The sequence below is a fragment of the Amycolatopsis alba DSM 44262 genome, from assembly GCF_000384215.1.
GTDB lineage: Bacteria > Actinomycetota > Actinomycetes > Mycobacteriales > Pseudonocardiaceae > Amycolatopsis > Amycolatopsis alba.
In genome coordinates this window covers 6566643-6593332 of record NZ_KB913032.1, presented here as the reverse complement: position 1 = coordinate 6593332, position 26690 = coordinate 6566643, and the positions used below count along the sequence as shown (strand labels likewise).

The following is a 26690-nucleotide window of genomic DNA, read 5'->3' as shown; positions in this document are numbered from 1 at the left end:
TGGGCTCGAAGTCAGGAACTCGAGAGAAGGACAATTGGGACGTTTCGGTATCGCGATCCGATTCGCGGCACTCGCGATCGTATGGGGCGCGAGTTTTCTGTTCATCAAAATCGGCCTCACCGGTTTGTCGCCCGCCCAGGTGGCGCTTTCCCGTGTCTGCCTCGGCGCGGTGGCGCTGATCGTCATCGCGGCCTGGCGTCGTAAACCGCTCCCCCGCGATCCGGCCGTCTGGGGCCATCTCGCGGTCGTCTCCGTGCTGCTGTGCGTCATCCCGTTCCTGCTGTTCTCCTGGGCGGAGCAGTACATCTCCTCCGGGCTCGCCAGCATCTTCAACGCGACGACGCCGCTGATCACCATGCTCATCGCCGCGGCCGCCCTGCCGTCCGAGCGGTTCACGAAGGCCAGGACGAGCGGCCTCATCCTCGGCTTCCTCGGCGTGCTCACCATCGTCGGGGTCTGGCAAGGGATCGACGTCTCTCACGAACTGACCGCGCAACTGGCGTGCCTCGGCGCGACGACCTGCTACGGGATCTCGTTCGTCTACGTGCGGCGGTTCATCTCCTGGCGGAACCTGGACGCGCCGACCATCGCGCTCGGGCAGGTCAGCTGTGGCGCCGTCGTGATGCTGGTGCTCGCGCCGTTCATCGCGACGACACCGGTACACCTCGACACGACGATCGTCCTCAGCATGATCGCGCTCGGGGCGCTGGGCACCGGGCTCGCGTACGCCTGGAACGCGTCGATCATCGCCGCGTGGGGCGCGTCGAACGCGTCGGCGGTGACCTACCTCACACCCGTCGTCGGAGTGCTGCTCGGCGTCCTGGTCCTCGACGAACCGTTGGCGTGGAATCAGCCCGTCGGCGCGTTGCTCGTCGTTCTCGGGATCCTGGCCGCGCACGGGCGACTGAGCCCGCGCAAGAAGGTCGAGGAAGCCGTAGCCGCATAGCCGAAGGGCCCTTCACCGCGTGTCCTGCGGCGAAGGGCCCTTCGGCTTGCTCTTACAGGTACTGACCGGTGTTCGTGGCGGTGTCTATCGCCCGTCCCGAATCCTGGTTCTTGCCGGTGACGAGCGTGCGGATGTAGACGATCCGCTCGCCCTTCTTGCCGGAGATCCGGGCCCAGTCGTCCGGGTTGGTGGTGTTGGGCAGATCCTCGTTCTCCGCGAACTCGTCGACGATCGCGTCCAGCAGGTGCTGCACGCGCAGGCCGGGCTGCTTGGTCTCCAGCACGGACTTGATGGCCGACTTCTTCGCCCGGTCCACGATGTTCTGGATCATCGCGCCCGAGTTGAAGTCACGGAAGTACAGGACCTCCTTGTCACCGTTGGCGTAGGTGACCTCGAGGAACCGGTTCTCGTCCGTCTCCTCGTACATCCGCTCGACCGTGTGCTGGATCATCGCGTCGAACGTCGCCCGCACATCGCCGCCGAACTCGGCGAGGTCGTCCGAATGGATCGGCAGACCGTCGGACAGGTACTTGGAGAAGATGTCCTTCGCGCCTTCGGCGTCCGGACGCTCGATCTTGATCTTGACGTCGAGCCGGCCCGGCCGCAGGATCGCCGGGTCGATCATGTCTTCACGGTTGGAGGCGCCGATGACGATGACGTTCTCCAGGCCCTCGACACCGTCGATCTCCGAGAGCAGCTGCGGGACGATCGTGGTCTCCACGTCGGAGGACACGCCCGAACCGCGGGTGCGGAAGATCGAGTCCATCTCGTCGAAGAACACGATCACCGGGGTGCCCTCGGAGGCCTTTTCCCGAGCCCGCTGGAAGATCAGGCGGATATGCCGCTCGGTCTCCCCGACGAACTTGTTCAACAGCTCCGGACCCTTGATGTTCAGGAAGTAGGACTTCCCGTCCGCCGCGTCGCCGCGTGCTTCCGCGACCTTCTTGGCGAGCGAGTTGGCCACCGCCTTGGCGATGAGGGTCTTACCGCAGCCAGGAGGCCCGTAGAGCAGCACGCCCTTGGGCGGGCGCAGCTGGTACTCCTGGTAGAGATCAGCGTGCAGGAACGGAAGCTCGACGGCGTCGCGGATCTGCTCGATCTGCCGGGTCAGGCCACCGATGTCCTCGTAGCGGACGTCGGGCACCTCCTCCAGCACGAGATCCTCGACCTCCGCCTTCGGCACGCGCTCATAGGCGTACCCGGCTTTCGAGTCGACCAGCAGGGAATCACCCGGCTTGAGGGGCTGTTCGGCCAGCGGATCGGAGAGCAGGACGACCCGCTCCTCGTCCGCGTGCCCGACCACGAGCGCACGGGGACTGCCGCCCTCGACGTCCGGGGCCAGCACCTCGCGCAGCGCGCAGACCTCGCCGATCTTCTCGAAGTCACCGCCTTCGACGACGGTGAGCGCCTCGTTGAGCCGCAACGCCTGTCCGCGCTGCAGCGACGAGACCTCGACCGCGGGTGAGACCGAAACCCGCATCTTGCGGCCCGCGGTGAACACGTCCACCGTGTTGTCCTCGTACGCGGTCACGAACACGCCGTAACCGCTCGGAGGCTGGGCCAGCCTGTCGACCTCCTCTCGCAACGCGAGCAACTGGCCACGCGCCTCGCGGAGCGTCTCGACCAGTTTTGTGTTGCGTTCCGTGAGTTGGCTCACGCGTTCCGACGCCTCGGCGAGTCGCTGCTCCAGCACTCGGTTCTGACGTGGCGAATCGGTGAGCTTCCGGCGCAGCAGGGCGACTTCCTCCTCGAGGAAGCGAATTTGACGTGCCTGCTCGTCGGACGTGGTTCCAGCTCCGGTCGTTTCTGAAGGGTCGGCCTCCTCGCGCCGACCTCCGGGAAGGTCATGATGCATTGGGCACCTCCTCGGAGTGCTTTTCATTCCACGGTACCGGCGATCACCGACAATAAAAGGCCTTTCCGCATCACAAGATCGGCGCGTCGCGTTCCGGACGACCTGACAGCACGTACGTTCAGGCCGCGCAAGAGGCCATCCCGGTGCCGGGTCCGGCACTCTCATGGTCACAATCCGTCCACCTACCCTGACCTGCGGCGGGATACCCGGCTCCGTCCGGGTGCAAACGGGTTTCCGGTATCAGTTCGGCCCTAATCGAGCGGCGATCCGGCTCGGTGGCTAGCATCGGGCCGACGTTCGCCGGGGAGGCGGACCGGCAGGTCGTGTTGAGCATTTTCGCAGAACAGCTAGGGGGCAACAGCCATGACTTACCCGCCGCAACAGCCCGGCGGCTACGGACAGGATCCGTACGGCCAGCAGGGCGGGTACCCGCAGAGCGGTCCCCAGCCGCAGCAGGGATACCCCGGTGGCGGCCAGTACGGCCAGCAGCAGCCCGGTCAGTACGGGCAGGACCCGTACGGCCAGCAGCAGGGCGGCTACCCGCAGAGCGGCCCCCAGCCGCAGCAGGGATACCCCGGTGCCACGCAGCAGTTCGGCCAGGCGGATCCGTACGGACAGCAGCAGGGTGGCTACAACGCCTACCCGCCGGAAGGCGGCGGCTACGGAGGCGAGCCGCCCAAGAAAAAGAAGACCGGACTGATCGTCGGGATCGCGATCGGCGCGGTCGTGCTGGTCGGTGGCGGTGTCACCGCTCTCGTCATCGCGCTGAACTCGGGCGACGACAACAAGACCGCGGCGCCCCCTGCCAGTTCGAGCAGCGCGGCCCCGACCGGTTCGTCGTCGTCTTCGAAGCCGTCCACGTCCTCGACCCGGAGCAAGTCCAGCTCGCCGAGCACGTCGTCGACACCCAAGGGGTCGGGCCCGGCCCCGCTGGGCAAGGCGACGCCGGAAGAGGTCTCGGAGGCCGTGTTCAACGCATACAACACGGGCGACGGCAAGACCGTCGCGCAGTCGGCCTGCCGCAGTGTGAACACCAAGGACGACATCTCGATCGCCAAGGACCTCAAGCTCACGAAGTCCGGGGACCTCGCGACCAGCGGGGACACCGCGAAGCTGCCGATCACGGCCACCACGAACGGCAAGACCGAAACGGGAGTCCTCAACTTCAAGAAGGAATCCGACCTCTGGTGCTTCACCGGCGCGAAGCGCTGATCAGGAACCGGTGTCCAGCAGGCTGATCGCCGTTCTCGCCGGATGCGGCGCGGTGGTGGCCGGGATCGTGGTGGGGCTGCTTCTGGTGGCCCCGTCCGGTTCCGACCCCGCCGCGCCGGACTCGGTGACACCCACGTCGTGGCCTGGTTCGTCCCGTCCGGTCCCGGTGGATCCGGACGTGGCGGCGGTCGAGGTGGTCGGCAAGGCGATCGCCGCGGCCATCGTCAACCACGACGCGACGGCGTTCGGCAAGCTCACCTGCGTCCAGCAGTCGTCGGCCGATCTGGCCGCGCTCAAGCGGAAGTGGGAGGCGGCGGGCAAGGTGTCCGCGACGGTCCCCGGCCCGCCGTCGGTCGGCGGCGACTCCGCCACCGTGACCGTGCACGTCGAGGGCGCCGGCGGCCAGAAGGACACGCCCTTCCCGCTCAAGAAGCGCGATGGCAAGTGGTGCGTGCCGTGACTTCAAGTCCGTGAAGGCCTCCTTGAGGGACTCTGAGTCCCTCAAGGAGGCCTTCACGGACTTCGAACCAGGGCAGCTCTCGGCCGGGTCAGCCTTTGCCGGAGCGGCGGTGGACCCGCGGCGAGACCGTGCCGTCGGCCAGACGGCGCGCCGTCAGCAGGAACGCGGTGTGCGCGACCATCCGGTGATCCGGCCGGACCGCGAGACTCACGACGTGCCAAGGCCGCATGAGGGTCTCCCACGATTCCGGCTCGGTCCAGCACTGCTGATCCCGCAAGGCTTCGGTGATCCGCGAAAGCTGCGTGACCGTCGCAACGTAGACCGTGAGCACGCCGCCGGGCACCAGATGCGCGGCGACCGTCTCAAGCTGGTCCCAGGGCGCGAGCATGTCGAGGACGACACGGTCGACTTCGCCGGTGTGCGTCGACAGGTCCGCGACCGTCAGCGACCAATTGTCCGGTTTGTGGCCGAAGAACTTCTCCACGTTCCGTTCGGCGTGTTCGGCGTGGTCGTCCCGGATCTCGTACGACTGCACGGTGCCTTCCGAGCCTACGGCCCTCAGCAGCGAACAGGTCAGCGCACCGGAACCGGCGCCCGCCTCGAGCACCCGCGCGCCGGGGAAGATGTCGCCCCACATCACGATCTGCGCGGCGTCCTTCGGGTAGATCACCTGAGCGCCGCGCGGCATCGAAAGCACGTAGTCCGGCAGCAGCGGACGCAAGGCCAGATAGTGGCTGCCGCCTGCCGAAGTGACGACCGAACCCTCCTGCGCCCCGATCACGTCGTCATGCGCCAGTGCGCCGCGATGGGTGTGATACTGCTGTCCCTCGGCGAGCACCATGGTGTAGTGCCGCCCCTTGGAGTCGGTCAGCTGAACCCGGTCACCAACACGAAACGGCCCACGGACCGACACTGAACCTCCATACGCACAGACACTGATCGACGACCGATCCTCGCAGGTGGCCGGACCGCGCTACGCCGGGGGTCGGCTGCGGGTCATCGCGGCGCGCAGGTCTTCGCGCCGGAGGACGCCGGCGGGCCTGCCTTCGTCGTCCACCACGAGGAACTGCCAGGCGGCGGTTTCCCGGACCCGCTCGGCGATCTCCTCCCCCGACTCCGAGGAAAGCAGCACGGTGTCGGCCCGGATCGGCTCCGCGGCCATCTCCGCGGGCGCGTTCGGCGACGTTCCGGCCAGGTGCGCGGCGGCCGTCTCGTCGAGCAGTCCGGCCGCGACGCCGTCGGCACGCACCAGGACCACCCCGCGGCCTGCCGAAGCGGCCAGCGCGTCCGAAACGGGGCTTTCCGCGGGAAGCTGGAGAACGGGCCGGACGAGCTCGCTCAGCCGCACCCCTTCGGGCCACCCCCGGCGTGTTTCGGCGGCGAGTTCGCTTCGCGCGCCGAGGATCACGAACCACGCTGTCACGACGCAGACGCCGAGCCGGAGCCAGCGGTCCTCGCTGCCCGCCATCAGTCCCCACAGCGCCCAGAAGACCAGTCCCGCCGCGACGACACCGCCACCGACGACCGCCGCCCGCGTGCCCTTCTCCCGGTGGCCGGTGGCCGCCCAGACCCCGGCGCGCACCAAGCGCCCGCCGTCGAGCGGAAGCCCTGGAAGGAGGTTGAAGAGCCCGACGGCGAAGTTCGCGACGGCGCATTCGGCGATGAGCAGCCATGCCGCGCTCTCCGCCGGGACGGCGAACATGAGCAGACCGCAAAAAGCCCCGAGCAGCAACGAAACCACCGGCCCCGCAGCGGCGACGAGGCCTTCCTGGCGCGGCTGGCGGGGAGTTCTCGCGACCTCGGAAAGGCCACCGAGCAGGAACAGGCGCAGACGCCGGACGGGGATACCGAGCCGCAGCGCCACCAGACAGTGCCCGAGTTCATGCGCGAGCACCGAGAGTCCCAGAAGGACCGCGAACGCGGCCGCCAGCAGCCACGAGGTCAGCGTCGTCGCGCCGGGCAGCAGCCGTCCGACCAGCGGCGTGTAGAGCACCACGATGATCAGGGAGCCGATCCACCAGGAAGGGGCGAGCAGCACGGGGATCCCGGAGACGCGGAACAGCAGGAGCCCGCCCTCCGGTGCCACGCCTCGTCGAGGCGGGCCGTGCTCACCTGTCACCGCCATGTGTCAGAGCGTAGATGCCCAGGTGTGGGGTGCGGGTGACCCGCCCTTCCCGTCCGGGTGGTGTCGGTCATGCCGCTCCGGTGCGTTGCGGTCCCGAAACTGTCGGTGCCCGGCGATACGCTTCATCCATGCCCGACACCGACACGGTCACCGCCGATCCGCCGCCCGGCGCCGAAGTCCCGCGCCGTCGGCCGGCCCTGTCCCCGTCGCGTGCCAGCGACTTCAAGCAGTGCCCGCTGCTCTACCGCTTCCGCGCAGTCGACAGACTGCCCGAGATCCCGACGAAGGCCCAGCTTCGAGGCACGCTGGTGCATTCCGTGCTGGAGCGCCTGTTCTCCCTCCCGCAAGCCGATCGCACCCCTCCGCAGGCCAAGGAGCTGCTCGCGCCGGCGTGGGAGGACCTGTCCGCGGAACGTCCGGAGTGGATCGAGCTGTTCGATCAGGAGGATCCCGAGGCCGTCACCTCGTGGCTCTCGTCGGCCGAGCAGCTCGTCGACACCTACTTCGGCCTCGAGGATCCGAGCCGTCTGGAACCCGAAGCGTGTGAGCTGCACGTCGAGATCGAACTGGGCTCCGGGGTACTGCTGCGGGGCTACGTCGACAGGCTGGACGTGGCGCCGACCGGCGAGATCCGCGTCGTCGACTACAAGACCGGCGCCGCGCCCCGCGAGATCGGCGAGGCCAAGGCGATGTTCCAGATGAAGTTCTACGCCGTGGTCCTCTGGCGGCTTCGCGGTGTCGTGCCGCGCCAGCTGAAACTGATGTACCTCACCGATGGCCAGTCACTCGCGTACACCCCCGACGAGGGCGAGCTGATCCGCTTCGAGCGCACGCTGGAGGCGATCTGGCAGGCGATCCTCAAAGCGGGCAAGACCGGCGATTTCCGGCCCAATCCGAGCAAACTGTGCGCGTGGTGCGATCACCAGGCGCTGTGCCCGCAGTACGGCGGCACTCCCCCGCCCTATCCCGGCTGGCCGGAGCCGGATCCCGGCGAGGAGTCCGTATTGGACCGCGCGGACTAGGGTACCTGTGTGACAGAAGCCTTCTACGTACCGTCAGACGAGGGCCGGTTCCTACCGACACAGCACACCGCCGGCCCGTGGACCCCGGACGCGCAGCACTTCGGGCCGCCCTCGGCGTTGCTGGTCCGCGCGCTCGAAGAGGTCGAAGCGCCACACGCGAGCCAGCTGGCACGGGTCACGATCGAGATCCTCGGGCCCGCCCCGCTGAAGGAGCTTTCGGTCCGGGCCTGGGTGGAGCGACCGGGCCGGTCGGTCGAGTGGCTGGAAGCGGAGCTCTCCCACGGGGAGCGGGTCGTCGCCCGTGCCTCGGCTTGGCGCATCGCGACCTCGGACACGACCACCGTGGCGACGGCGGAGGGTCCCGCGCTGCCTTCGCCGGACGGTCTCCCGACGTCGAACTGGCCGGAGGGCTGGCACGGCGGCTACCTCGACGCGGTCGAGTGGCGGCGCGTCCGGGGCGCGCTGGACGAACCCGGTCCGGCGACGGTCTGGGGCCGTCAGCGCGTCGCCCTCGTGGACGGGGAGAAGCCGAGCGCGCTGCAGCGGCTGTTCGTCCTGGCGGACTCCGGCAACGGGATTTCGAACTTTCTCGACCCGCGCGAGTGGTGGTTCATCAACTCCGAGCTGACCGTGCACCTCCGCCGCCCGCCGCTGGGCGACTGGATCGGCGTCGACGCGGCCACCCTGATCGGCCCGAACGGCGTCGGCACGGCGACCACCACGCTGCACGACGCGTCCGGCCGGATAGCGTCCGGAGCACAGGCTCTCCTGGTGCGACCGCGACAGGCGGGCTGATAGACGCGCTTTCTCGGCGTGTTTCCAATAACCTTCCTGGAACAACAGACGCAGGGAGCGCTTCGGCATGCAGATCACCTCGGTGGTCAACCAGAAAGGCGGGGTCGGCAAGACCTCACTCAGCGTGGGCGCGGCGGCCGCACTGGCCGAACGCGGACGCCGGGTGCTGCTGATCGACCTCGACCCACAGGGCCACGCGACGACCGAACTCCTCGGGCTGGACGAGGTGGCACCGAACATGCCCAGCCTGGCCAAAGCCCTGACCAAGGTGTGGAAGGGCCCGATCGAAGAGCTCGCCGTTCCGCATCCACGCAGCAACCTCGGGCGGGGCGGCGCTTTCGACGTCATCCCGACGTCACCGGGAATGTTCGACCTGATCCGGCGGCTGGACCAGTTCCGGGTCCCCGGCTGGCAGCTGGCCAGGGTCATCCAGTTCGCGAACTACGACCACATCATCATCGACTGCCCGCCCGCGCTCGACGTGCTGACCAACAACGCGCTGGCCGCTTCGCACGGGATCCTCGTGCCGGTGCAGCCGGACCGGACGAGCATCCGGGCGTTGCGCCTGCTGTCGGACCAGGTGCGTTACGTCGAACAGACCGTCGGCCGTCCGCCGATCGCCTACTACGGCCTCGTTCCAGGGCTGTACCGCCGCCCGGTCTCGCATTACGCGGCGGCCGCGTTGCAGGAGCTGTACGGGTTCGGGATCCCGATGTTGTCGCACGTCCCGCTCGGCGTGGTGATGAACGAGGCGGCCGCGCACGGGGTGCCGGTGACGACGTACGCGCCGGAAACGCTGCAGGCCCTGTCGTTCCGGGAGATCGCGGAAACGCTGGACGGGTACCTGAAGAACCACCCCGCCCCGGCGATCGTGCCCGCGGACGAGGAGTTCGTCTTCGAGGACTTCATCACCGAGGTCTCGGTGACCCGCAGCGCCAACGACAACGGCGCGCGGAAACGGCTCTACGACCTCATGCCCAAGAAGCCGAACCGGCCCCGCTAGCAACAAGCGTGTGAAGGCCCCCTTCCCTTGGCTGAGCTGAGGGGAAGGGGGCCTTCACACGCGATTGGCTTACAGCCGACAGGCCCGGATGTCCGAGGCCAGGACGGCCTTGGCGCCGGTCTCGGCGAGTTCGTCCATGATCCGGTTGACCTCCTTGCGCGGCACCATCGCCCGCACGGCCACCCAGTCTTCGTGCGCCAGCGGCGCGACGGTCGGCGACTCGAGGCCCGGCGTGATCGCGATGGCCGCTTCCAGCAGCGAACGCGGGCAGTCGTAGTCCAGCATCATGTAGTGCTGGGCGAACACGACACCCTGCAGCCGCGCCTTCAGCTGGTCCTTGGGCCGGGTGTGCTCGGTGCCCGCCCGCTGCAGCAGGACCGCCTCCGACACGCAGATCGGGTCCCCGAAGGCCACGAGGTTGTGCTGGCGCAGCGAACGCCCCGACTCGACGACGTCCGCGATCGCGTCGGCCACGCCGAGCTGGATCGAGATCTCGACGGCGCCGTCGAGGCGGATCACCTCCGCCTCCACCCCGTGCTGCTTCAGGTTCTCCCGCACGAGCCGCGGGTACGACGTCGCGAGCCGTTTGCCGTGCAGGTCCTCGGCCTTCCACTCCCGGCCCGCTGGTGCGGCATACCGGAAGGTGGAACCGCCGAAGCCGAGGCCGAGGATCTCCTCCACCGGGGCGCCGGAGTCGAGCGCGAGGTCGCGGCCGGTGATGCCGAGATCCAGCTCGCCGGACCCGACGTAGATCGCGATGTCCTTGGGACGCAGGAAGAAGAACTCGACCTCGTTGACCGTGTCCAGCACGGTCAGATCGCGGGCCTCATGTCGCTTGCGGTAGCCGGCCTCTCCGAGCATCTCCGTCGCGGCGGCGGCGAGGGCTCCCTTGTTCGGCACGGCGACACGCAGCATTGCTTCTCCTTGGTTCTCCGGACGCGGACGCGTCACAGGTACCGGTACACGTCCTCTTTCGACAGTCCACGGCCGATCATGAGTACCTGCAACCGGTACAGCAGCTGTGAAATCTCCTCCGCGAGCCTGTCGTCGGATTCGTGCTCGGCGGCGATCCACACTTCGCCCGCCTCTTCGAGCACCTTCTTGCCCTGTGCGTGCACTCCCGCGTCCAGCGCGGCGACGGTGCCGGAACCGTCGGGGCGCGTACGGGCGCGCTCGGCAAGCTCGGCGAACAGCTCATCGAAGGTCTTCACAGTCTGGAGATCCTTCCATCCGCGCTCACGTCGCGCTGCCTCGGGCCGGTGTGTTGCCGCTCGCGTCACACCTCAGAACAGCGTCGAGCCTCCGCGTTCGAAGTCGAGCAGGTGCCGCTTCCGTTCGACACCACCGCCGTAGCCGGTCAGATCGCCGTTGGAGCCGATGACGCGATGACACGGCACGATGATGCCGATCGGGTTCTTCCCGTTCGCGAGCCCGACCGCGCGGGACGCGGACGGCTTGCCGAGCCGGTCGGCGAGTTCGCCGTAGGAGACCGTCTCGCCATATGGGATCCCGAGCAGCCCTTCCCACACCATCCGCTGGAATTCAGTGCCTCCGAAGCTCAGCGAGAGGTCGAAGTCCTTCCGCTGACCGGCGAAGTACTCCTTGAGCTGTTTCTCGGTCTCCACGAAGATCGGCGCGCCCGGATCCGGATGGCCGAAGGTCTCCTCGGCCGGGCGGTGCCGCTGCTGGACCATGTACAGACCGCAGAGGCTCTCGCCCTCGGCGACCAGGGTCAACCGGTCGTAAGGGCTGTCGATGACGGTGTGCGTGCGCATGGCGCTCCTCGGAACTCAGGCGGCGGGCAGCCGGTTGATCGGGTGATCTCCGGTCGCCCAGAGGTGTTGTACGGCGTAGGCGCGCCACGGGCGCCAGTGCTCGGCGTGCGCGGCGAACGCGGCAGGGGTGAGCCCGAGCCCCTTCGCGGCGACCTTGACGCCGAGGTCGGTCGGCAGGAAGGCGTCCGGGTCGCCGAGCGACCGCATCGCGATGCTCTCGACGGTCCAAGGACCGAAACCCGGCAGCGCGTGCAGCCGTTCCCTGGCTCGCTGCCAGTCACTGCCCGCACCGAGGTCGAGTCCGCCGTCGTTCAGTTCGGCGACGAGGCCGAGCAGGGTCCGTTTGCGGCTCTGCGGCATCGCGAGGCTTTCCGGGTCGATCTCCGCGAGCGCGGCGGCGTCCGGGAAGACATGGGTGAGACCGCCGTCCGGATCGTCGACGGGCTCGCCGTGCGCGAGGACCAGCCGGGCGGCGTGAGTCCGGGCGGCGGCGGTGGACACCTGCTGGCCGAGGACGGCGCGGACGGCGAACTCGTCGCCGTCGACCGTCCTCGGCACCCGCCTGCCGGGCGCGGCGCTCACGAGCGGCCCGAGGAACTTGTCCGCGGCCAGGGCGTCGTCGACCGCGACCGGGTCGGCATCGAGGTCGAGCAGACGGCGGCAGCGGCTGATCGCGGTCGAGAGGTCCCGCAGGTCCGACAGGGTGAGCCGGCAGCCGATGTGGCCGTCTTCGGGCTTGAGCGCGACGACGGCGGGGCCGTGCGGCAACCGCAGTGTCCGGCGGTACGCGCCGTCGCGCCATTCCTCGACGCCGGGGACGCCTGTCGCGACCAGATGCCCGAAGAGGTTGTCCGGGAACAACGGCTTCCGGTACGGCAGGCGCAGGTTCAGCGTCCCTGACGCGGTCGCCGGAGCGGTGCGGACACGGGCCCGCAGTTCGGTCGGGGACAGCGCGAAGACCTCTCGGACCGTGTCGTTGAAGGTCCGGACGCTGCCGAAACCCGCCGCGAGGGCGACGTCGATCATCGACAGGCCGGTCGTCTCGATCAGCAGCCGTGCCGTCTGGGCTCGCTGCGCGCGGGCGAGACTGAGCGGACCCGCGCCGAGTTCGGCCCGCACATGCCGCTCGACCTGCCGGACGCTGTAGCCGAGCCGGGCGGCCAGCTCGCTCACGCCGCCGGTGTCGACGACGCCGTCGGCGATCAGCCGCATCGCCCTGGCCACCAGGTCCGCGCGCTCGTTCCACTGCGGCGAACCGGGGCTCGCGTCCGGCCGGCACCGTTTACAAGCGCGGAACCCGGCCTCCTGCGCGGCCGCCGCGCTCGGGTAGAAGCTCATGTTCTGCGGTTTGGGCGGGACGACGGGACAACTCGCCCGGCAGTAGATCCGCGTCGTCAGGACGGCCGTGAAGAACCAGCCGTCGAACCGGGCGTCCTTCGCCTGGACCGCCCGTACGCAGCGCTCGAAATCCTCATGCACCCGGCAAGCATCACCGACCGCACCGGGCGCGGTCTAGCGGAAATGCGACATGGCTGTCAGGGCAGCAACGCGGTCAGCGTGGGCACGTCGAGACCGACCAGCGACGAACGGAACACGCGCCGCTCCCCCGGTTCGACGTCGACGTCGTTCGGGATCACCACCACCGTGCAGCCCGCCGCGGCGGCGGAAGCCGCGCCCGGCGGCGAATCCTCGATCGCGACGCACCGGGAAGCCGGGACTCCCAGCAGCTCCGTCGCCAACCGGTACGGCCTGGCGTCCGGTTTGTTCAGACCATCGACCTCGTCACCGCAGACGGTGGCCGCGAAGTACTCGCGGCCGATGGTGTTGAGCGCGAGTTCGGTCAGCGACCGTTCGGTGGAGGTGACCAGCGCCATCGGGACGCCGTTGGCGCGCAACAGTTCGAGCAGCTCCTGCGCGCCGGGACGCCACGGGAGCGGGCCGTCGAAGAGGTTGGCCGTCCGCTTGCGGATCCACTCCCCCATCTCCGCGATCGACTCACGCGTGACGGGTTTGCCGCACACTTCCAGCAGGAACGCGGCCGTGTCGTCCATATTGGATCCGACAAGGCTCAGGCGCTGCTCCTCGCTCAGCGTGCCGCCGAGGGTTTCGACGGCCTCGTAGAGGGCGACGTCCCACAGCTTCTCCGAGTCGACCAGCGTGCCGTCCATATCCCACAGCACGGCGGCGAGTCCGTCCAGTGTGGACGGTTCGGTCACGGTTCCCCCTCAGCATCGGGTGGTGCACGATTCGCGCGTTCCGTACCCCACGGTAGCCGAGACCGGATCACGTCGACGTCGAGGCATCTTGCCTGAAATATCCCCTTGCCTCCGCTCTGCACTGTTCGCCCTGAGAGAAGGCGATCGGACATGCTCAACGGTGAATGGCCGCCTGGTCGTAGGCTGGTCCGGTGAGTGAGCCCGTCGACGAGACCCAGCGGCCCGGCCGCGACCACCCGGATGACACCAAGCCGATCATGATCGTCGCCTTCGAAGGATGGAACGACGCAGGTGACGCGGCCAGCCGGGCGGTCGAGCATCTTCAGCTCAACTGGGATGCGACACCGCTGAGCGAGCTGAGTCCGGACGAGTACTACGACTTCCAGGTGAGCAGACCGACCGTCCGGATGGTGGACGGCGTCACCCGAAGGGTCGATTGGCCGACCACGCGGCTCTCGGTGTGCCGCCCGGAGGGCCTCAGCCGGGACATCGTGCTGGTCCAAGGTCCCGAACCGAACATGCGCTGGCGTGCCTTCTGCGCCGAACTGCTGGAGCACATCCAGCAGCTGGACGTGGCCACCGTCGTCACCCTCGGCGCGCTGCTGGCCGACACCGCGCACACCCGTCCCGTTCCGGTCACCGGGACGGCGTACGACAAGGACACCGCTTCCCAGTTCGGCCTGGAGCTGAACAACTACCAGGGCCCGACCGGCATCGTCGGGGTCCTGCAGGACTACTGCGTGCAGGCGGGTGTGCCGGCGGTGTCGATCTGGGCGGCCGTGCCGCACTACGTCTCGCATCCGCCGTCACCCAAGGCCACGCTGGCGCTGCTGCACAAACTCGAGGACGTCCTCGACGTCGAGATCCCGCTCGGCGCGCTTCCCGAGCAGGCCGAGGAGTGGCAGCGGACGGTCACCGAGATGGCCGAAGAGGACGAGGAGATCACCGAGTACGTCCGCGGGCTCGAGGAGCGCGGTGACGCCGAAAGCGAGTTCACGCTGGACGACGTGAGCGGGGACAAGATCGCGGCCGAGTTCGAGCGGTACCTGCGGCGACGGCGTCCCGGCCAGGACGGTCCCGGACGGGGCTGAGAACGCTGTGTCGTAGGCGGTGAGGGCGGACCCGTAATTTGCCTACTGACGCCTGACCTGACGAAGGGCGACGGCCGAGCGGGGAAGATTCGGGACGTTCAACGTCCCGAATCTTCCCCCGTCAGACCTTCCACCCAGCACGAAGACACCGACGCGAGACACTCACGAGGTGCTAGAAGATGCGCCGCAGCGGGATCGGCCCCCGCGCCCGCTTCCGCCACTCACGCGGATAGCCGAGTGACACCTCCTCGAACCGCACCCCGTCGGCCTCGGTCGAGCGCGGGATGTGCAAATGCCCGTAGACGGCGACCTCGGCCCGGAACCGCTGGTGCCAGTCCTCGGTCTCGGTCGTCCCGCACCACAGCGCGAACTCCGGGAAGTACAGCGGCGCGGTCGGGTGGCGGTGCAGTGGCCAGTGCGACATCAGGACCGTCCCGTGGTCCTCGGGGATCGCCTCCAGCCGCTCCGTGCTGATCTTCACCCGGTCGGCGCACCAGGCCTGCCGGCTGGGGTACGGGTCGGGGTGCAGGAAGAACTCGTCCGTGCACAGCACGCCTGCCTCACGCGCCTGCTCGACGGCCGCCTGCAACAGCAGTCCCTCGGCCGAGGGGGTCCGCCAGCTGTAGTCGTACAGCACGAACAGCGGGGCGATCGTGAGCGGTTTCTCCTGGTGCTCCCAGACCGGGTACGGGTCCTCCGGGGTGAGCACGTCGATCTCCCGGCAGCGCTCGACCAGGTGCTCGTAGCGTGCTTGGCCGCGCAGCTGACATTCGTCCTTCTGCGTGGTCCACAGCTCGTGGTTTCCGGGCACCCAGACGACCTTCGCGAAACGTTCACGCAAGGTCTTGAGCACCCCGATCACGGATTCGGCGCGTTCGGCGACGTCACCGGCCACGAGCAGCCAGTCGTCGGGGGTCCGGGGGACGACCTCGTCGACGATCGGGGCGTTGCCCTCATGGGTGACGTGGAGGTCGCTGGTGGCGAAGAGATGCGGCACTCCTCCACCGTAGCTTCACCCGGACCGGCGAACCGCCAAAATCGCATCACGGCGTAAGCGGCCCGACGCCGACACGCCCAGCACGGTCAGCGCCGAGGCGACGTGCAGACCCGCCTGCACGTTCAGCAGGACACCGGTGCCCAGCACGGTCACCAGCCCGCCCGCCAGCAGCGCGCCCAGCGCGGTGAACCCCGCGGTCCCGGCGAACACGGTGCTCAGGACCCGGCCGGATCGCTCGGGCGACGCGGTCGTCTGGACCAGTGAGAGCAGGCCGGAACCCGCCAGCACCCCTGGGGCGCCGACCAGGCCGAAAAGCCCGATGAAGACGCCCAGCGGCAGCGACACTGTGAGCGCGGGCAGGTTCCAGATCACCGCCGACAGCAGGCCGAGCGCGAGCCCGCCCCAGCCGAGCAGGGCGGTGGGCGCGACCTTGCGGGCGACGGTGGCGACGGCGAATCCCGCGGCCAGCCCGCCGAGCGCCTGCACACCGCGCAGCAGACCGACGTCGCCTTCGGTGCCGTTGAGGATGTCGAGCACGAAGACCACGAACAGCACCAGGAACATTCCCTGCGCCAGCGAGGTCAGCACCACGACGACACCGGCGAGGCGAAGGCGCCCTTCGCGGCCGATCTCGCGGAGCCCGTCGAGCCAGGCTCGCAGCACCGGCTCGTGCGGGCCAGCCGGGATCGGCGCGGCGGCCCGCCGGAACGGGCGCGCCAGCAGGGCGGAGCCGATCACCAGCACGCCGAGATACGCGACCACGACCCAGCCCAGGCCGCCGAAACCGAGCAGGAGGCCGCCCGCCCACCCTCCGGCGAGACGCGCGACGCTGCCGTTGATGCTCATGAGACCGTTGGCGCCGATCAGCTCGTCCGGCGCGATCAGTTCCGGCACGAGCGCGTTGCGGGCGGGCTCGAACAACGAGGCGAGGCCCGCCTGCGCGGCCATGACGCCGTAGATCACGAACACCGGGCCGCCGGACGCGACGAACAGCAACGGCAGGGCCACGAACGCCTGCCCCGCGCACACCACGCACAGCACCAGCCGCCGGTTCCAGCGGTCCGCGAGCACGCCGGCGACCGGGCTGAGCAGCACGGCGGGCACCAGGCCGAGCACGATGCTCGTCGCCGTGGTGGCGGCGGAACCGGTCGCTTTGAAAACGAACACCGGCAGCGCGATCTGCAGCATCCACTCGGCGGTCTCGGAGAAGAAGGCGGCGATCCACAGCCGCGCGAAAGCGGGTTCTCTCAGCGGTTTCACGCGCTCGGCTTCCCTTCGGCGTCGATGCGCGGGAACGCCCGCAGTCCCAAGTGGACCGGCAGGGTTCCTTCGGGGACACCTTCGCGGATCGCGCTGACGTAAGGCCGCACGAGCGCGTCGATCCTCCGGACGAGCTCGTCCAGCTCCGCCGCGGTCACCCGCAGGGAGTAGCCGTTGAGACCCGACGCGTCCTGCCATTCCTTGTCGAGCCTGTCGAACGCGTCGAGATAGCGCTCGGTCAGCTCCTTCTCCCGCGCCAGCGCGGTGCCCGCGACCGCCAGCTGCGCCCCGTGCAGCTCCGGATCGTCGCCGAACTCGATGCCGACCTGACAGGCCCGCCAGGGCCGCTCCCGCCCGTCCTCCCCCTCGGCCCGTTCCACAAGGCCGTGCTGGGCCAGCTGACGCAGGTGCCAGCTGCAGTTCGAGGCGGTCGAGCCGACAGCCTTCGCGCATTCGCTCGCGGTCCGCGGACCGACCGCCATCAGATGGTCCACCAGCGCCGACCGCAACGGATGCGCCAGCGCCCGCATCAGCTCGACGTCTTCGATCCGCTTGCGCGGCGACAGCCCGGTCATCGGCTCGATCCAATCTGAAAGAAGTCTTTCGAAAGTTCTCTTTCAGATTCACAGGCGACCTCGAAGATGTCAAGCATCCCCTCCCGATACCCTTGCCCAGACAGTTGCTGACTACCGCAGTAACTGCGCAAGTCAGCTACTGCACGAAGGAAGCACATGCCTGACCAGCGAGAACTCGCCACCGCGGCGGCTTTGGAGATCCCCCGGTTCGTCAGCGCGACCGTTCTGTTCCAGACGGCCATGGCGGAACGGCTCGGGATCAGCGCGACCGAGCTGCACGGGCTTCAGCTCGTCATCAGCGGTGCCGCGACCTCACCGACCGAGCTGGCGCGCGCCCTCGGCATGACCACCGGCGCGGTGACCCGCATGCTCGACCGCATGGAGTCGCGGCGCCTGGTCGAACGCGCTCCCGATCCCGCCGACCGCCGACGGCTCGCGGTCCGCCCGCTCCCCGACCGGCTGGCCGACGTGGCGGACCTCTACTCCCCCGTGGCCCGCTTCTTCGGCGACCGGCTCGCCAGGCTCGACCGGCGCCAGCTCGCCGCGCTTCTCGGCGTCCTGACCGACGGGCGCGCCTTCGCCGAACAAGAGGCAGCCCGGCTGCGCTCGGAGCCTCGAAAAGAGGGGGTTGACTAACGCTACACCCGTTGCGTTAGACTGCTCCCATCATGGACAACTGACATCGCACCTTCCCCGCTCCGAGGCGGCTTCGGTCGAGCACTGCTCCCGTAAGCGACGAGGCCCGGTGGGGATTCCTCATGTCCGAAGAAACACGGTGATGTCGTATGTCTCTTTCCCTGATCGCCAAGGACCTCGTCCACTCCTACGGCGCCCGTATCGTGCTCGACGGCGTGAACCTGACCGCTTCTGCCGGGCAGCGGCTCGGCCTGGTCGGCGAGAACGGCGTCGGGAAGTCCACGCTCCTGCGGCTGCTGGCCGGGGTCGAAGAGCCCGACGGTGGCGAGGTGCTGCGAGGCGACGACCTCGGATTCCTCTTGCAGGAGCTGCCTTTCCCCCTGACAGCGCGATTCTCCGACGTCATCGACGACGCTCTCGCCGAGATACGGCGAGCGTCGGCGAGGCTCGGCGAACTGACCGAAGCGCTCACGGAGCACCCGGACGACACGGCGGTGCTCGACGAGTACGGCACGGTGCTCGAATGGGCCCAGGCACACGATCTCTGGGATGCCGACCGGCGGGCCGAGGTCGTCTGCGCGGGACTCGGGCTCGCCGGGATCGACCCGGCGCGCGAACTGGGCACCCTGTCCGGCGGGCAGCGGTCCCGGCTCGGCCTCGCCGCGCTGCTGATCCGGCGTCCGGGCACGCTGGTACTGGACGAGCCGACGAACCATCTCGACGATGCCGCGATGGAGTTCCTGGAGCAGCATCTCGCGTCGCTGACCGGTGTCCTCGTGCTGTCGTCACACGATCGCGTGTTCCTCGACGCGGTGTGCACCGACATCGTCGACCTCGACCCGGCGCTGGGCGGCCCGACCCGGTACGGCGGCACGTATTCCGACTACCTGGACCAGAAACGGGCCGAACGGGCGCGCTGGGAGCAGCGCTACGCCGAAGAGCAGGACGAGCTCAAGGAACTGCGCGAATCGGTGGCCGTCACCGCGCGCAACGTCGCGCACAACCGGCCGCAGCGCGACAACGCCAAGATGCTCTACGACTTCAAGACCGGGAGGGTGCAGAAACAGATCTCGCGCCGGGTCCGCAACGCGCAACTGCGGCTCGACGAACTGGAACGCGACCAGGTGCGGAAGCCGCCCGCGCCGCTGCGGTTCCAGGGCGGCCTGACCGGCGAACCCGGCGAGGACAAGACGGCGATCTCGGTGCGGGACATCGAGATCGCCGGGCGGCTGCGGCTGGCGACGCTCGACATCACGACGACGTCGAGACTCCTGATCACCGGCGGGAACGGTGCCGGGAAGTCGACGCTGCTGTCCGTGCTGGCAGGCTCACTGGCACCGGACTCCGGGACCGTCCTTTCCGGACGCGGGGTGCGGATCGGCATGCTGGCCCAGGATGTCGTGTTCGCCGAGCCGGAGAAGACCGCGCAGCGGACCTACGCCGAAACCCTCGGCGAGGACGCTCCCCCGTTGCGCGGCCTGGGACTGCTGGCCCCGCGCGATCTCGGGACCAGGGTGGGCGCGCTCTCGGTCGGGCAGCGACGGCGGCTCGCACTCGCGTTGCTGATCGCCGATCCGCCGGAGGTGCTCCTGCTGGACGAGCCGACGAACCACATCTCGCTCACCCTGGCCGAGGAGTTGTTCGCCGCGCTCGAGTCCGCGCCTGGCGCCGTCGTCATCGCTTCTCACGACCGGTGGCTGCGGCGGGACTGGGCGGGCGATCACCTTCGGCTGGAAGCCGGTCGCGCCGCCGTGTAGGGCGTTATACACAGTGCCGGGGCGGTGGAATCCGCCCCGGCACTGTCTTCGGAGTCCTCAGAGCTCGATGCCGAGCAGGGCGTCGACCGCGTTCCGGATCAGGCCGGGGGCGGCCGGGTCGGTGCCGGAGCGGTTCAGGGCCTGCTCGGCCCAGGCGTCGACGGCCGCGAGCGCCTTGGGCGTGTCGAGGTCGTCGGTGAGGTGGTCACGCAACCGGGCGACGGTGTCCTCCGCGGCCGGGCCGGTGCCGAGGGAGACGGCGTCGCGCCAGCGCGCGAGGCGGTCTTCGGCGTCCGCGTGCAGCTGCGCGGTCCACGGCCGGTCCTCGCGGTAATGGCCGGCGAACAGCGCGAGCCGGATCACGCCGGGGTCGACCTTGTCGGCCCGCAGCCGCGAGACGAACACGAGGTTCCCGCGCGATTTCGACATCTTCTCGCCGTCGAGGCCGATCATCCCGGCGTGCACGTAGTGCCGGGCGAAGGGCCGGTCCCCCGCGACGGCCTCCGCGTGCGCGGCGCTGTACTCGTGGTGCGGGAAGATCAGGTCCGAGCCGCCGCCCTGGACGTCGAAGCCGAGGCCGAGGCGGTTGACCGCGATCGCGCTGCACTCGATGTGCCAGCCTGGCCGCCCCGCGCCCAGCTCGGACTCCCAAGACGGCTCACCCGGCCGCGCCATCCGCCACAGCAGGGCGTCGAGCGGGTGCCGCTTGCCGGGCCGGTCCGGGTCACCGCCGCGTTCGGCGAAGAACTTGGCCATGGTCTCAGCGTCGTAGTTCGACTCGGAACCGAAATGCCCGGTCGCGTTGTGGTCGAAGTAGATGTCCGGGTACTCCGCGTCGTCCGCGCGGTACGCGCTGCCGTTCGCCACCAGCTTGGCGATGACCTCGACGATCTCCGGGATGCTCTCCACCGCGCCGACGAACTGCCGCGGCGGCAGGACCCGCAGCGCCGTCATGTCCTCACGGAACAACGCCGTCTCGCGCATGCCGAGGACGACCCAGTCGTCCTTGTCCCGCTCCGCGCGCTCCAGCAAGGGCTCGTCGATGTCCGTCACGTTCTGCACGTAGTGGACGTCGTGCCCGGCGTCCCGCCACAGGCGGTTCACCAGGTCGAACGTCAGGTACGTGGCGGCGTGTCCCAGATGGGTGGCGTCGTACGGCGTGATGCCGCAGACGTACATCCGGGCGGTGGACCCAGGCGCCGTGGGGCGGATCTGCCCCGTCGCGGTGTCGTGGAGCCGCAGCGGACGGGGGGTGCCGGGAATACGGGGCACGTCGACCGATGACCAAGTCTGCATACTCCGACTGTAAGCGGAGCCGCCGCGCCGTTCCCGTCCGGTGGGAGACGAACACGACCGGAGTAGCCGGACCCGCTATTCCGCGGCCCGGTCGGCGTTGGCGTGGACGGCGTCCCGGATGTACTCGCCGAGGCCCGGCCGCTGGTCCGGCTCACGCACCAGGAAGCCGAGCTGGACCGGTTCGGTCGCGTACAGCCCGGCGAGTTCGCGGTGCGTCGTGAAATCGCACTCCCCCATGAACGCGGCGAGCAGCAGACGGTGCTCCTCGGCGAGGTCCATCGCCGAGGCGCTGTCGGCGGGAGCACCGGAGTCGACGACGTCGAGCAGCCGCCGGACCCAGTCCTGCCGGGCCTTCTCCGCCTCGATCCATTCCTCCTTGGACAAGGGCGCGACTCCCGCTCGCCACTGCGGGGTCTCGCCCCAGCGGCGGACGGCCTCCTCCGCGTAACCCTCCGGCTCACGGAACCCGCCGAAGACCTCGAAGTGCTCCTCCGGCGTCAGGGCATTACCGAGCTCCTTCGCCGTGATCACCCGGTCGACGGATTCGACCATCCGCGTGAGCTCCCCGATCCGCTCCACGAGCAGCGCCCGCTGACGCCTCAGGTGCTCCAGCGCGTCCAGGCCGGGGTCGTCGATCATCTTCGCGATCGTCTCCAGGCCGAAGCCGAGCTCACGGTAGAACAAGACGCGCTGCAACCGCTCGAGATCGTCGTCGCTGTAGCTGCGGTACCCGGCGGCCGTCCGCCCGCTCGGTGACAGCAGGCCGATCTCGTCGTAGTGGTGCAGCGTCCGCACGGTGACCCCGGACAGCGCCGCGACCTTCCCCACCGAATACCCCATCGGCCCAGCGTAGGTGGACGCCTTCCGGCTCCGCGCGTAGAAACGAAGCATGCGGAAAGCGGGAACCATCGTGTCGGCCACGCTCCCGCCTGGTCCCCCGCTGCCCGGTCTGGTCCAGACGCTCGCCTTCGGCAACCTCCGGCATCAGGTGCTCCCGCTGCTCAAGCGCCGCTACGGAGCCGTCGTGCGGCTGAGGTTCGCGCCGCACCGCGACGTCGTCGTACTCACCGATCTCGACGACATCAAGGCCGTGTTCTCCGGACCGGTCACGACGTTCCACGCCGGCGAGGGGAATCTCCTCCTGAAGCCGGTGATGGGCGATCACTCCGTCCTGGTCACCGACGAAGACCGCCACCTGCGGGCACGGAAACTGCTGATGCCCGCCTTCACCGGCGCCGCACTACGCGGATACCGGGACATGATCACCGGCCTGACCAGGGCTGAGCTCGACCGCTGGCCGGAGAACCGGGCGTTCGGCGCGCACGACCGGATGCGCGCGCTGACCCTGGAGATCATCCTGCGGGTGGTGTTCGGCGTCACCGAAGGGCCACGGCTCGACGAACTCCGGCGGCTGATCGGGCATCTGGTGGAGATCGGCCTGGTCCAGGTGATCGGCTGGCACGACTCACGTCTGCGGCGCTACCGGCCCTGGCGCACGTACCTCGAGCGACAGGCCAGGGTCGACGAACTTCTTTACGCCGAGATCTCCGACCGGCGCCGGGCCTCCGACCTCGATCGGCGCACGGACGTCCTGTCCCGGCTTCTCACGGTGCCCGCCGACGGGGACGAGCTGAGCGACGTCGAACTCCGGGACCAGCTGGTCACGCTGCTGCTCGCCGGTCACGAGACCACGGCGACCGCGCTCGCCTGGGCGCTGCACGAACTTTCCCGTGATCCCGAGCAGGCGGCGTTCACCACGCGTGCGGCGGACGAGGGCGACGAGAAGGCGCTCGAAGCGGTGGTCAAGGAGGCGATGCGACTGCGGCCGGTGGTCGGCGAGGTCGTCCGGCGGCTGACCGAGGACGTCGAAATCGGCGGCTACCGGATCCCAGCCGGGTTCGACGTCATGCCGTCGATCTTCCTCGTCCACGCCGACGACGGCCATCACCCCGATCCGAAGCTCTTCCGGCCGCGACGATTCCTCGACGGTGCTCCCCCGGCAGGCAGCTGGCTTCCGTTCGGAGGCGGTGCCCGCCGGTGCCTCGGCGCGGGTTTCTCCCTGATGGAGGCCACGATCGTGCTGCGGGAGCTGTTCGGCCGGTTCTCCGTCGCGCCGGAACACACACGGCCGGAACGGATCCGGTCGCGGCCGATCACCCTGGAACCGGCACGGGGCGCCAGGATCAAGGTGACCGGCCGCTGACCTACCGCTTCCTGGTCCGCAGGTAGTCCCCGACCACGGCGGCGCCGAGCCCGTCGAGATCCGGGGCGACCACGCGGCCGCCCGAGCGGCGCGCGAGCAGATCGACGAACTCGGTCAGACGCGGGTCGTCGCCGAGCCGGAACACCGTCACCGACGCGCCCAGCTTCGCCATCCGGTCCACTTCGGACAGCGTCTTGAGCAGCGTCCGAGGCTGGGGCGGGTAGTCGAACTCCGCCGTGCCGTCGGGTTCCAGATGCGCCGTCGGCTCACCGTCGGTGACCATCAGGACCACCGGCTGCGCGTCGGGATGCCGCCGCAGATGCCGTCCGGCCAGCAGGAGGGCGTGGTGGGCGTTGGTCCCCTGTTCCCAGGCGCCTTCCAGCCCCACGAGCTCGGCCAGTTCGACAGACGTGGCGTAGCGGCCGAAGGTGATCAGCTGCAGCGCGTCGTTGCGGAACCGGGTGCTGATCAGCTGGTGCAGCGCGAGCGCCGTCCGCTTCATCGGCAGCCAGCGGCCCTCCTGCACCATCGACCACGAAGTGTCCACGAGCAACGCGACCGCCGCGCGCGACCGATGTTCGGTCTCGATCACCTCGACGTCGGAGACGTCCATCCGCACCGATCGCTCGCCCACCGAAACCGAGCGCAGGACGGAGTTGCGGACCGTCCGCGAGACGTCCCACGGCTGCATGTCCCCGAACCGCCACGGCCTGGTCGCGCCGGTCGGCTCGCCCGCGGCACCGGCGGACTCGGTCTCCCGCTGCCCGGCCTTGCCTCGCAGCGCGTTCACGACGTCGGCGAGCGCCGTCTCCCCCAGCCTCCGTAACGCCTTGGGAGACAAGCGAAGGGTGCCGTCGGGGGCCCGTTCGAACAGCCCCTGCCGCCGGAGTTCGCGTTCCAGTTCGGACAGCCGCCGCGCGTCGACGCCGGCGTCCGGTCCGAGCTGTCGTTCGAGTGCGTCGACGTCGATGTCCTCCAGCCTCGCGCCCGGATAGGACTGGCCGAGCTGTTCGGCCAGCGCGTCCAGTTCGGCCAGATCGGACATCGCCCTGGCACCCTCGCCGAGGCCGAGCGGATCCTTGCCCCGGAACCGTTCCGACGACGTCCAGTCCTCGCCGGGCCGCAGCGCGCGCAGCTGGGCGTCCAAAGTGGACAGCTGCTGCGCGAGCCGGGGATCGCCGAACGCCTGCTGGGACAATTCGGCCAGTTCGGCGCGCTGCTCCGGGGTCATCGAGTTGAGCATCCGCTGCGCGGCGGCGGCGCGAGCGGAGAGGACGTCGACCAGTTCCTCGACGTTCTTCGGGTTCTCCGGGAAGAACTCGCCGTGCTCGCGCATGAACTCCGCGAACCGCTCGGGAACGTCCTCGCGGCCCTGTGCGTGTGCGGCCAGCAGGTCGTTGAGGTCGGTGAGCATCTTGTTCGCCCGCTCGGCGTCCTCCGGCCCGGCGTTCCGGAGTGCTTCCTTCATCCCCTCGAACCGGGAATCCAGCAGTTCACGGCCGAGCAGGTCGCGGATCTTCCCGTAGTTCTCCCTGCCCTGCTCCGAACGCCAGTCGTACTGCGCGAGTTCGCGCACGGCCGCCGCCGTTCCCGGCGGGAGCGCGTCCAGCTGGGCCTCACGGAAGCGGGCGTCGTCGTCCGGATCGGGGAAGAGCTCGCGCCGCTCGGCCTCCAGTGCCCCCTCTAGCAGCCGCTGGACCTCCTGGAGTGTGCCGTCCAGCCGGTGCCGCCGCTGGATTTCCGACCGGCGCTGCCAGAGCCGCCTGGTCAGCTCGTCGAGACCGGCGGTGCGCGGGGTGCCGCGCCGCAGCAGTTCTTCCAGCGCGGACCGGGGCGAGGAGCCCGCCATGACGTCGCGGCCGATCTCGTCGAGCGCGTCCCGCAGGTCCGCCGGTGGTGCCAGCGGATCCGGGCCGTCGTGCCACGGCCCGTACGAATAGCCCTCCGGGAGGAAACTCATCGGCCGTAGACGGTGGTCGAGTCGTCGGAGTCCTTGGCGAGTCTCCTCGACAGGAACAGCGATTCCAGCGCCAGTTCGACCGCGGCCGCGATCCGCCCCGCCGGTTCGTCCGGGCCCACCCCGGCACGAGCGGCGACGTCGTGGAGCACGGGCAGTTCCGGCAACGCGGCGAGGACGTCCTTGCCGGGGACGCGTTCCCCGGTGGCCACCAGATGCCCGGCTTCGACGGCGTCGGCCAGCGGCACGAGGTCCAGTCCGGCGAACCGCGAGCGGGCCGTCTCCGCGACCGCCCGGCGCAGCAGGTGCACGAGGTGCTCGGTCTCGCGTCCCTCCTCCCCCGGCTCGAATTCGAGCTTGCCGCGCAGGACCGCGGGAACGGCGTCGAGGTCGACCGGACGCGCCACCGCGGGTTCCTCGCCGGTGAGCGCCGAGCGGCGCAGCGCGGCCGCGCCGACCGTTTCCGCCGCCGCGACGGCGAACCGGGCCGAGACACCGGAACGCTGGTCGATGACCGGCGATTCGCGCAGGTTGCGCACGAACCGGGCGAGCACCTCCAGCAGCGGCTCGCCGACCTCGGCGACCAGATGCGCCTCCTGCCGGACGACCGTGATCTCCGCGTCGACGTCGAGCGGGTAGTGCGTCCGGATCTCGGCGCCGAACCGGTCCTTGAGCGGGGTGATGATGCGGCCGCGGTTGGTGTAGTCCTCCGGGTTGGCTGTCGACACCAGGAGCACGTCGAGCGGCAGGCGCAGGGTGTACCCGCGGACCTGGATATCCCGTTCCTCCATCACGTTCAGCAACGCGACCTGGATACGCTCGGCCAGGTCCGGCAGCTCGTTGATCGCCACGATGCCGCGGTGGGCGCGCGGGACGAGTCCGAAGTGGATGGTCTCGGGATCGCCGAGGCTGCGGCCTTCGGCGACCTTCACCGGGTCGACGTCGCCGATCAGGTCACCGACCGAAGTGTCCGGTGTGGCCAGTTTCTCCGTGTACCGCTCGTCGCGGTGGCGCCAGGTCACCGGCAGGGCGTCACCGAGTTCGGCGGCGCGGCGGCACGATTCCGGGGTGATCGGGTCGAGCGGGTGCTCGGCCAGTTCGGCGCCCTCGATGACGGGCGTCCACTCGTCGAGCAGTCCCGCGAGGGTGCGCAGCAGGCGGGTCTTGCCCTGGCCGCGCTCGCCGAGGAGGACGACGTCATGCCCGGCCAGCAGCGCGCGTTCCAGCTGCGGCACCACGGTCCGCGAGAAACCGATGATCCCCGGCCAAGGGTCTTCCCCGGCGCGGAGCTTGGCGAGCAGGTTGTCGTGCAGTTCTTGTTTGATCGAACGCGGCAGGTGGCCTGCCGCGCGGAGATCCCCGGCGGTCCGGGGCAGGTTTGCGGGAACATCGTTCACCCGTTCGACGCTACGTCGCGATCAGGGCCCCTGTCGACGTGAAGCAACTCCAGCCCTGGATCAACCGATCGGTTGATCCAGGCTCAAGGGATCGGTCGATGTGCCGGGCGCT

Annotated in this window: 25 protein-coding genes; 10 read left to right on the top strand and 15 right to left on the bottom strand. The window is 69.4% G+C overall.

Annotated features, from left to right (window positions below; all coding sequences use genetic code 11):
* The first annotated feature begins 34 nt into the window (after positions 1–34).
* On the top strand, positions 35–946 hold the full coding sequence (locus tag AMYAL_RS0130910) for a DMT family transporter (RefSeq protein ID WP_020635154.1): 912 nt from the start codon (positions 35–37) through the stop codon (positions 944–946).
* A gap of 52 nt (positions 947–998) precedes the next feature.
* Here AMYAL_RS0130910 and arc read toward each other — a convergent pair whose 3' ends face one another.
* Positions 999–2801 carry a proteasome ATPase gene (gene arc, locus AMYAL_RS0130905; RefSeq protein ID WP_020635153.1) on the bottom strand — a complete coding sequence of 601 codons (1803 nt, stop codon included), beginning with the start codon at positions 2799–2801 and terminating at the stop codon, positions 999–1001.
* A 363-nt stretch (positions 2802–3164) separates the two neighbouring features.
* On the opposite strand from arc, the gene AMYAL_RS0130900 reads away from it, so the two are divergent.
* Both AMYAL_RS0130900 and AMYAL_RS0130895 read left to right on the top strand, forming a co-directional pair.
* Entirely contained in the window at positions 3165–4013 is an 849-nt protein-coding gene (locus AMYAL_RS0130900; RefSeq protein ID WP_020635152.1) for a hypothetical protein, read from the top strand.
* A gap of 10 nt (positions 4014–4023) precedes the next feature.
* Positions 4024–4473 (top strand): MTB12 C-terminal domain-containing protein, encoded by a 450-nt coding sequence (locus AMYAL_RS0130895; RefSeq protein ID WP_051137571.1) that lies wholly within the window; start codon positions 4024–4026, stop codon positions 4471–4473.
* 88 nt (positions 4474–4561) lie between these two features.
* Here AMYAL_RS0130895 and AMYAL_RS0130890 read toward each other — a convergent pair whose 3' ends face one another.
* Both AMYAL_RS0130890 and AMYAL_RS0130885 read right to left on the bottom strand, forming a co-directional pair.
* The gene (locus AMYAL_RS0130890; protein WP_007035384.1) at positions 4562–5386 is read right to left on the bottom strand and encodes a tRNA (adenine-N1)-methyltransferase; all 825 of its coding nucleotides are present in this window, start codon (positions 5384–5386) and stop codon (positions 4562–4564) included.
* 60 nt (positions 5387–5446) lie between these two features.
* Positions 5447–6598, bottom strand: coding sequence for a M50 family metallopeptidase (locus AMYAL_RS0130885; RefSeq protein ID WP_051137570.1), 1152 nt, complete (start codon positions 6596–6598; stop codon positions 5447–5449).
* A gap of 128 nt (positions 6599–6726) precedes the next feature.
* Here AMYAL_RS0130885 and AMYAL_RS0130880 point away from each other — a divergent pair, with 128 nt between their 5' ends.
* The 3 genes from AMYAL_RS0130880 to AMYAL_RS0130870 all read left to right on the top strand — a co-directional run bounded on the left by AMYAL_RS0130880 (position 6727) and on the right by AMYAL_RS0130870 (position 9418).
* Positions 6727–7620: a RecB family exonuclease gene (locus tag AMYAL_RS0130880; RefSeq protein WP_020635148.1), complete on the top strand. Its 894-nt coding sequence runs from the start codon at positions 6727–6729 to the stop codon at positions 7618–7620.
* Between the two features lie 9 nt (positions 7621–7629).
* Positions 7630–8415, top strand: coding sequence for a thioesterase family protein (locus tag AMYAL_RS0130875; protein ID WP_020635147.1), 786 nt, complete (start codon positions 7630–7632; stop codon positions 8413–8415).
* Positions 8416–8482: 67 nt separating this feature from the next.
* Positions 8483–9418 carry a ParA family protein gene (locus AMYAL_RS0130870; protein WP_020635146.1) on the top strand — a complete coding sequence of 312 codons (936 nt, stop codon included), beginning with the start codon at positions 8483–8485 and terminating at the stop codon, positions 9416–9418.
* Between the two features lie 69 nt (positions 9419–9487).
* On the opposite strand, the gene hisG is transcribed toward AMYAL_RS0130870, so the two are convergent.
* The 5 genes from hisG to AMYAL_RS0130845 form a co-directional block, all read right to left on the bottom strand.
* Positions 9488–10333 (bottom strand): ATP phosphoribosyltransferase, encoded by an 846-nt coding sequence (gene hisG, locus AMYAL_RS0130865; protein WP_020635145.1) that lies wholly within the window; start codon positions 10331–10333, stop codon positions 9488–9490.
* A 32-nt stretch (positions 10334–10365) separates the two neighbouring features.
* The gene (locus AMYAL_RS0130860; protein ID WP_020635144.1) at positions 10366–10629 is read right to left on the bottom strand and encodes a phosphoribosyl-ATP diphosphatase; all 264 of its coding nucleotides are present in this window, start codon (positions 10627–10629) and stop codon (positions 10366–10368) included.
* A 72-nt stretch (positions 10630–10701) separates the two neighbouring features.
* Positions 10702–11193, bottom strand: coding sequence for a methylated-DNA--[protein]-cysteine S-methyltransferase (locus tag AMYAL_RS0130855; RefSeq protein ID WP_020635143.1), 492 nt, complete (start codon positions 11191–11193; stop codon positions 10702–10704).
* A 15-nt stretch (positions 11194–11208) separates the two neighbouring features.
* Positions 11209–12672, bottom strand: a complete 1464-nt coding sequence (locus AMYAL_RS0130850) for a DNA-3-methyladenine glycosylase 2 family protein (protein WP_020635142.1) — start codon at positions 12670–12672, stop codon at positions 11209–11211.
* A gap of 56 nt (positions 12673–12728) precedes the next feature.
* The gene (locus AMYAL_RS0130845) at positions 12729–13409 is read right to left on the bottom strand and encodes an HAD family hydrolase (RefSeq protein ID WP_020635141.1); all 681 of its coding nucleotides are present in this window, start codon (positions 13407–13409) and stop codon (positions 12729–12731) included.
* A 191-nt stretch (positions 13410–13600) separates the two neighbouring features.
* Here AMYAL_RS0130845 and AMYAL_RS0130840 point away from each other — a divergent pair, with 191 nt between their 5' ends.
* Positions 13601–14500, top strand: a complete 900-nt coding sequence (locus AMYAL_RS0130840) for a PAC2 family protein (protein ID WP_020635140.1) — start codon at positions 13601–13603, stop codon at positions 14498–14500.
* Between the two features lie 172 nt (positions 14501–14672).
* Here AMYAL_RS0130840 and AMYAL_RS0130835 read toward each other — a convergent pair whose 3' ends face one another.
* Genes AMYAL_RS0130835 through AMYAL_RS0130825 form a run of 3 tightly spaced genes read right to left on the bottom strand, consistent with a single transcriptional unit; the run spans position 14673 to position 17332 of the window.
* Positions 14673–15497, bottom strand: a complete 825-nt coding sequence (locus AMYAL_RS0130835; protein ID WP_020635139.1) for a metallophosphoesterase family protein — start codon at positions 15495–15497, stop codon at positions 14673–14675.
* Between the two features lie 15 nt (positions 15498–15512).
* Complete coding sequence (locus tag AMYAL_RS0130830; protein WP_020635138.1) at positions 15513–16757, bottom strand: MFS transporter; 1245 nt, start codon at positions 16755–16757, stop codon at positions 15513–15515.
* Positions 16754–17332, bottom strand: coding sequence for an ArsR/SmtB family transcription factor (locus AMYAL_RS0130825; RefSeq protein ID WP_020635137.1), 579 nt, complete (start codon positions 17330–17332; stop codon positions 16754–16756). Before AMYAL_RS0130825 ends, AMYAL_RS0130830 begins: the two co-directional genes overlap by 4 nt.
* Positions 17333–17488: 156 nt before the next feature.
* Between AMYAL_RS0130825 and AMYAL_RS0130820 the strand changes: the two genes are divergently transcribed.
* Positions 17489–17968, top strand: coding sequence for a MarR family winged helix-turn-helix transcriptional regulator (locus tag AMYAL_RS0130820; RefSeq protein WP_020635136.1), 480 nt, complete (start codon positions 17489–17491; stop codon positions 17966–17968).
* A 149-nt stretch (positions 17969–18117) separates the two neighbouring features.
* Positions 18118–19725 carry an ABC-F family ATP-binding cassette domain-containing protein gene (locus AMYAL_RS0130815; RefSeq protein WP_020635135.1) on the top strand — a complete coding sequence of 536 codons (1608 nt, stop codon included), beginning with the start codon at positions 18118–18120 and terminating at the stop codon, positions 19723–19725.
* 57 nt (positions 19726–19782) lie between these two features.
* Here the strand turns inward: AMYAL_RS0130815 and mshC are convergent, their stop codons facing one another.
* The gene (gene mshC, locus AMYAL_RS0130810) at positions 19783–21021 is read right to left on the bottom strand and encodes a cysteine--1-D-myo-inosityl 2-amino-2-deoxy-alpha-D-glucopyranoside ligase (protein ID WP_026467587.1); all 1239 of its coding nucleotides are present in this window, start codon (positions 21019–21021) and stop codon (positions 19783–19785) included.
* 75 nt (positions 21022–21096) lie between these two features.
* Positions 21097–21861 carry a MerR family transcriptional regulator gene (locus AMYAL_RS0130805; RefSeq protein ID WP_026467586.1) on the bottom strand — a complete coding sequence of 255 codons (765 nt, stop codon included), beginning with the start codon at positions 21859–21861 and terminating at the stop codon, positions 21097–21099.
* Between the two features lie 49 nt (positions 21862–21910).
* Here AMYAL_RS0130805 and AMYAL_RS0130800 point away from each other — a divergent pair, with 49 nt between their 5' ends.
* The gene (locus AMYAL_RS0130800) at positions 21911–23224 is read left to right on the top strand and encodes a cytochrome P450 (protein ID WP_020635132.1); all 1314 of its coding nucleotides are present in this window, start codon (positions 21911–21913) and stop codon (positions 23222–23224) included.
* Between the two features lies 1 nt (position 23225).
* On the opposite strand, the gene AMYAL_RS0130795 is transcribed toward AMYAL_RS0130800, so the two are convergent.
* Both AMYAL_RS0130795 and AMYAL_RS0130790 read right to left on the bottom strand, forming a co-directional pair.
* On the bottom strand, positions 23226–25184 hold the full coding sequence (locus AMYAL_RS0130795; protein ID WP_020635131.1) for a vWA domain-containing protein: 1959 nt from the start codon (positions 25182–25184) through the stop codon (positions 23226–23228).
* Complete coding sequence (locus AMYAL_RS0130790; RefSeq protein WP_020635130.1) at positions 25181–26578, bottom strand: sigma 54-interacting transcriptional regulator; 1398 nt, start codon at positions 26576–26578, stop codon at positions 25181–25183. The genes AMYAL_RS0130795 and AMYAL_RS0130790 overlap by 4 nt, the downstream gene beginning before the upstream one ends.
* Between the last annotated feature and the right edge of the window lie 112 nt (positions 26579–26690).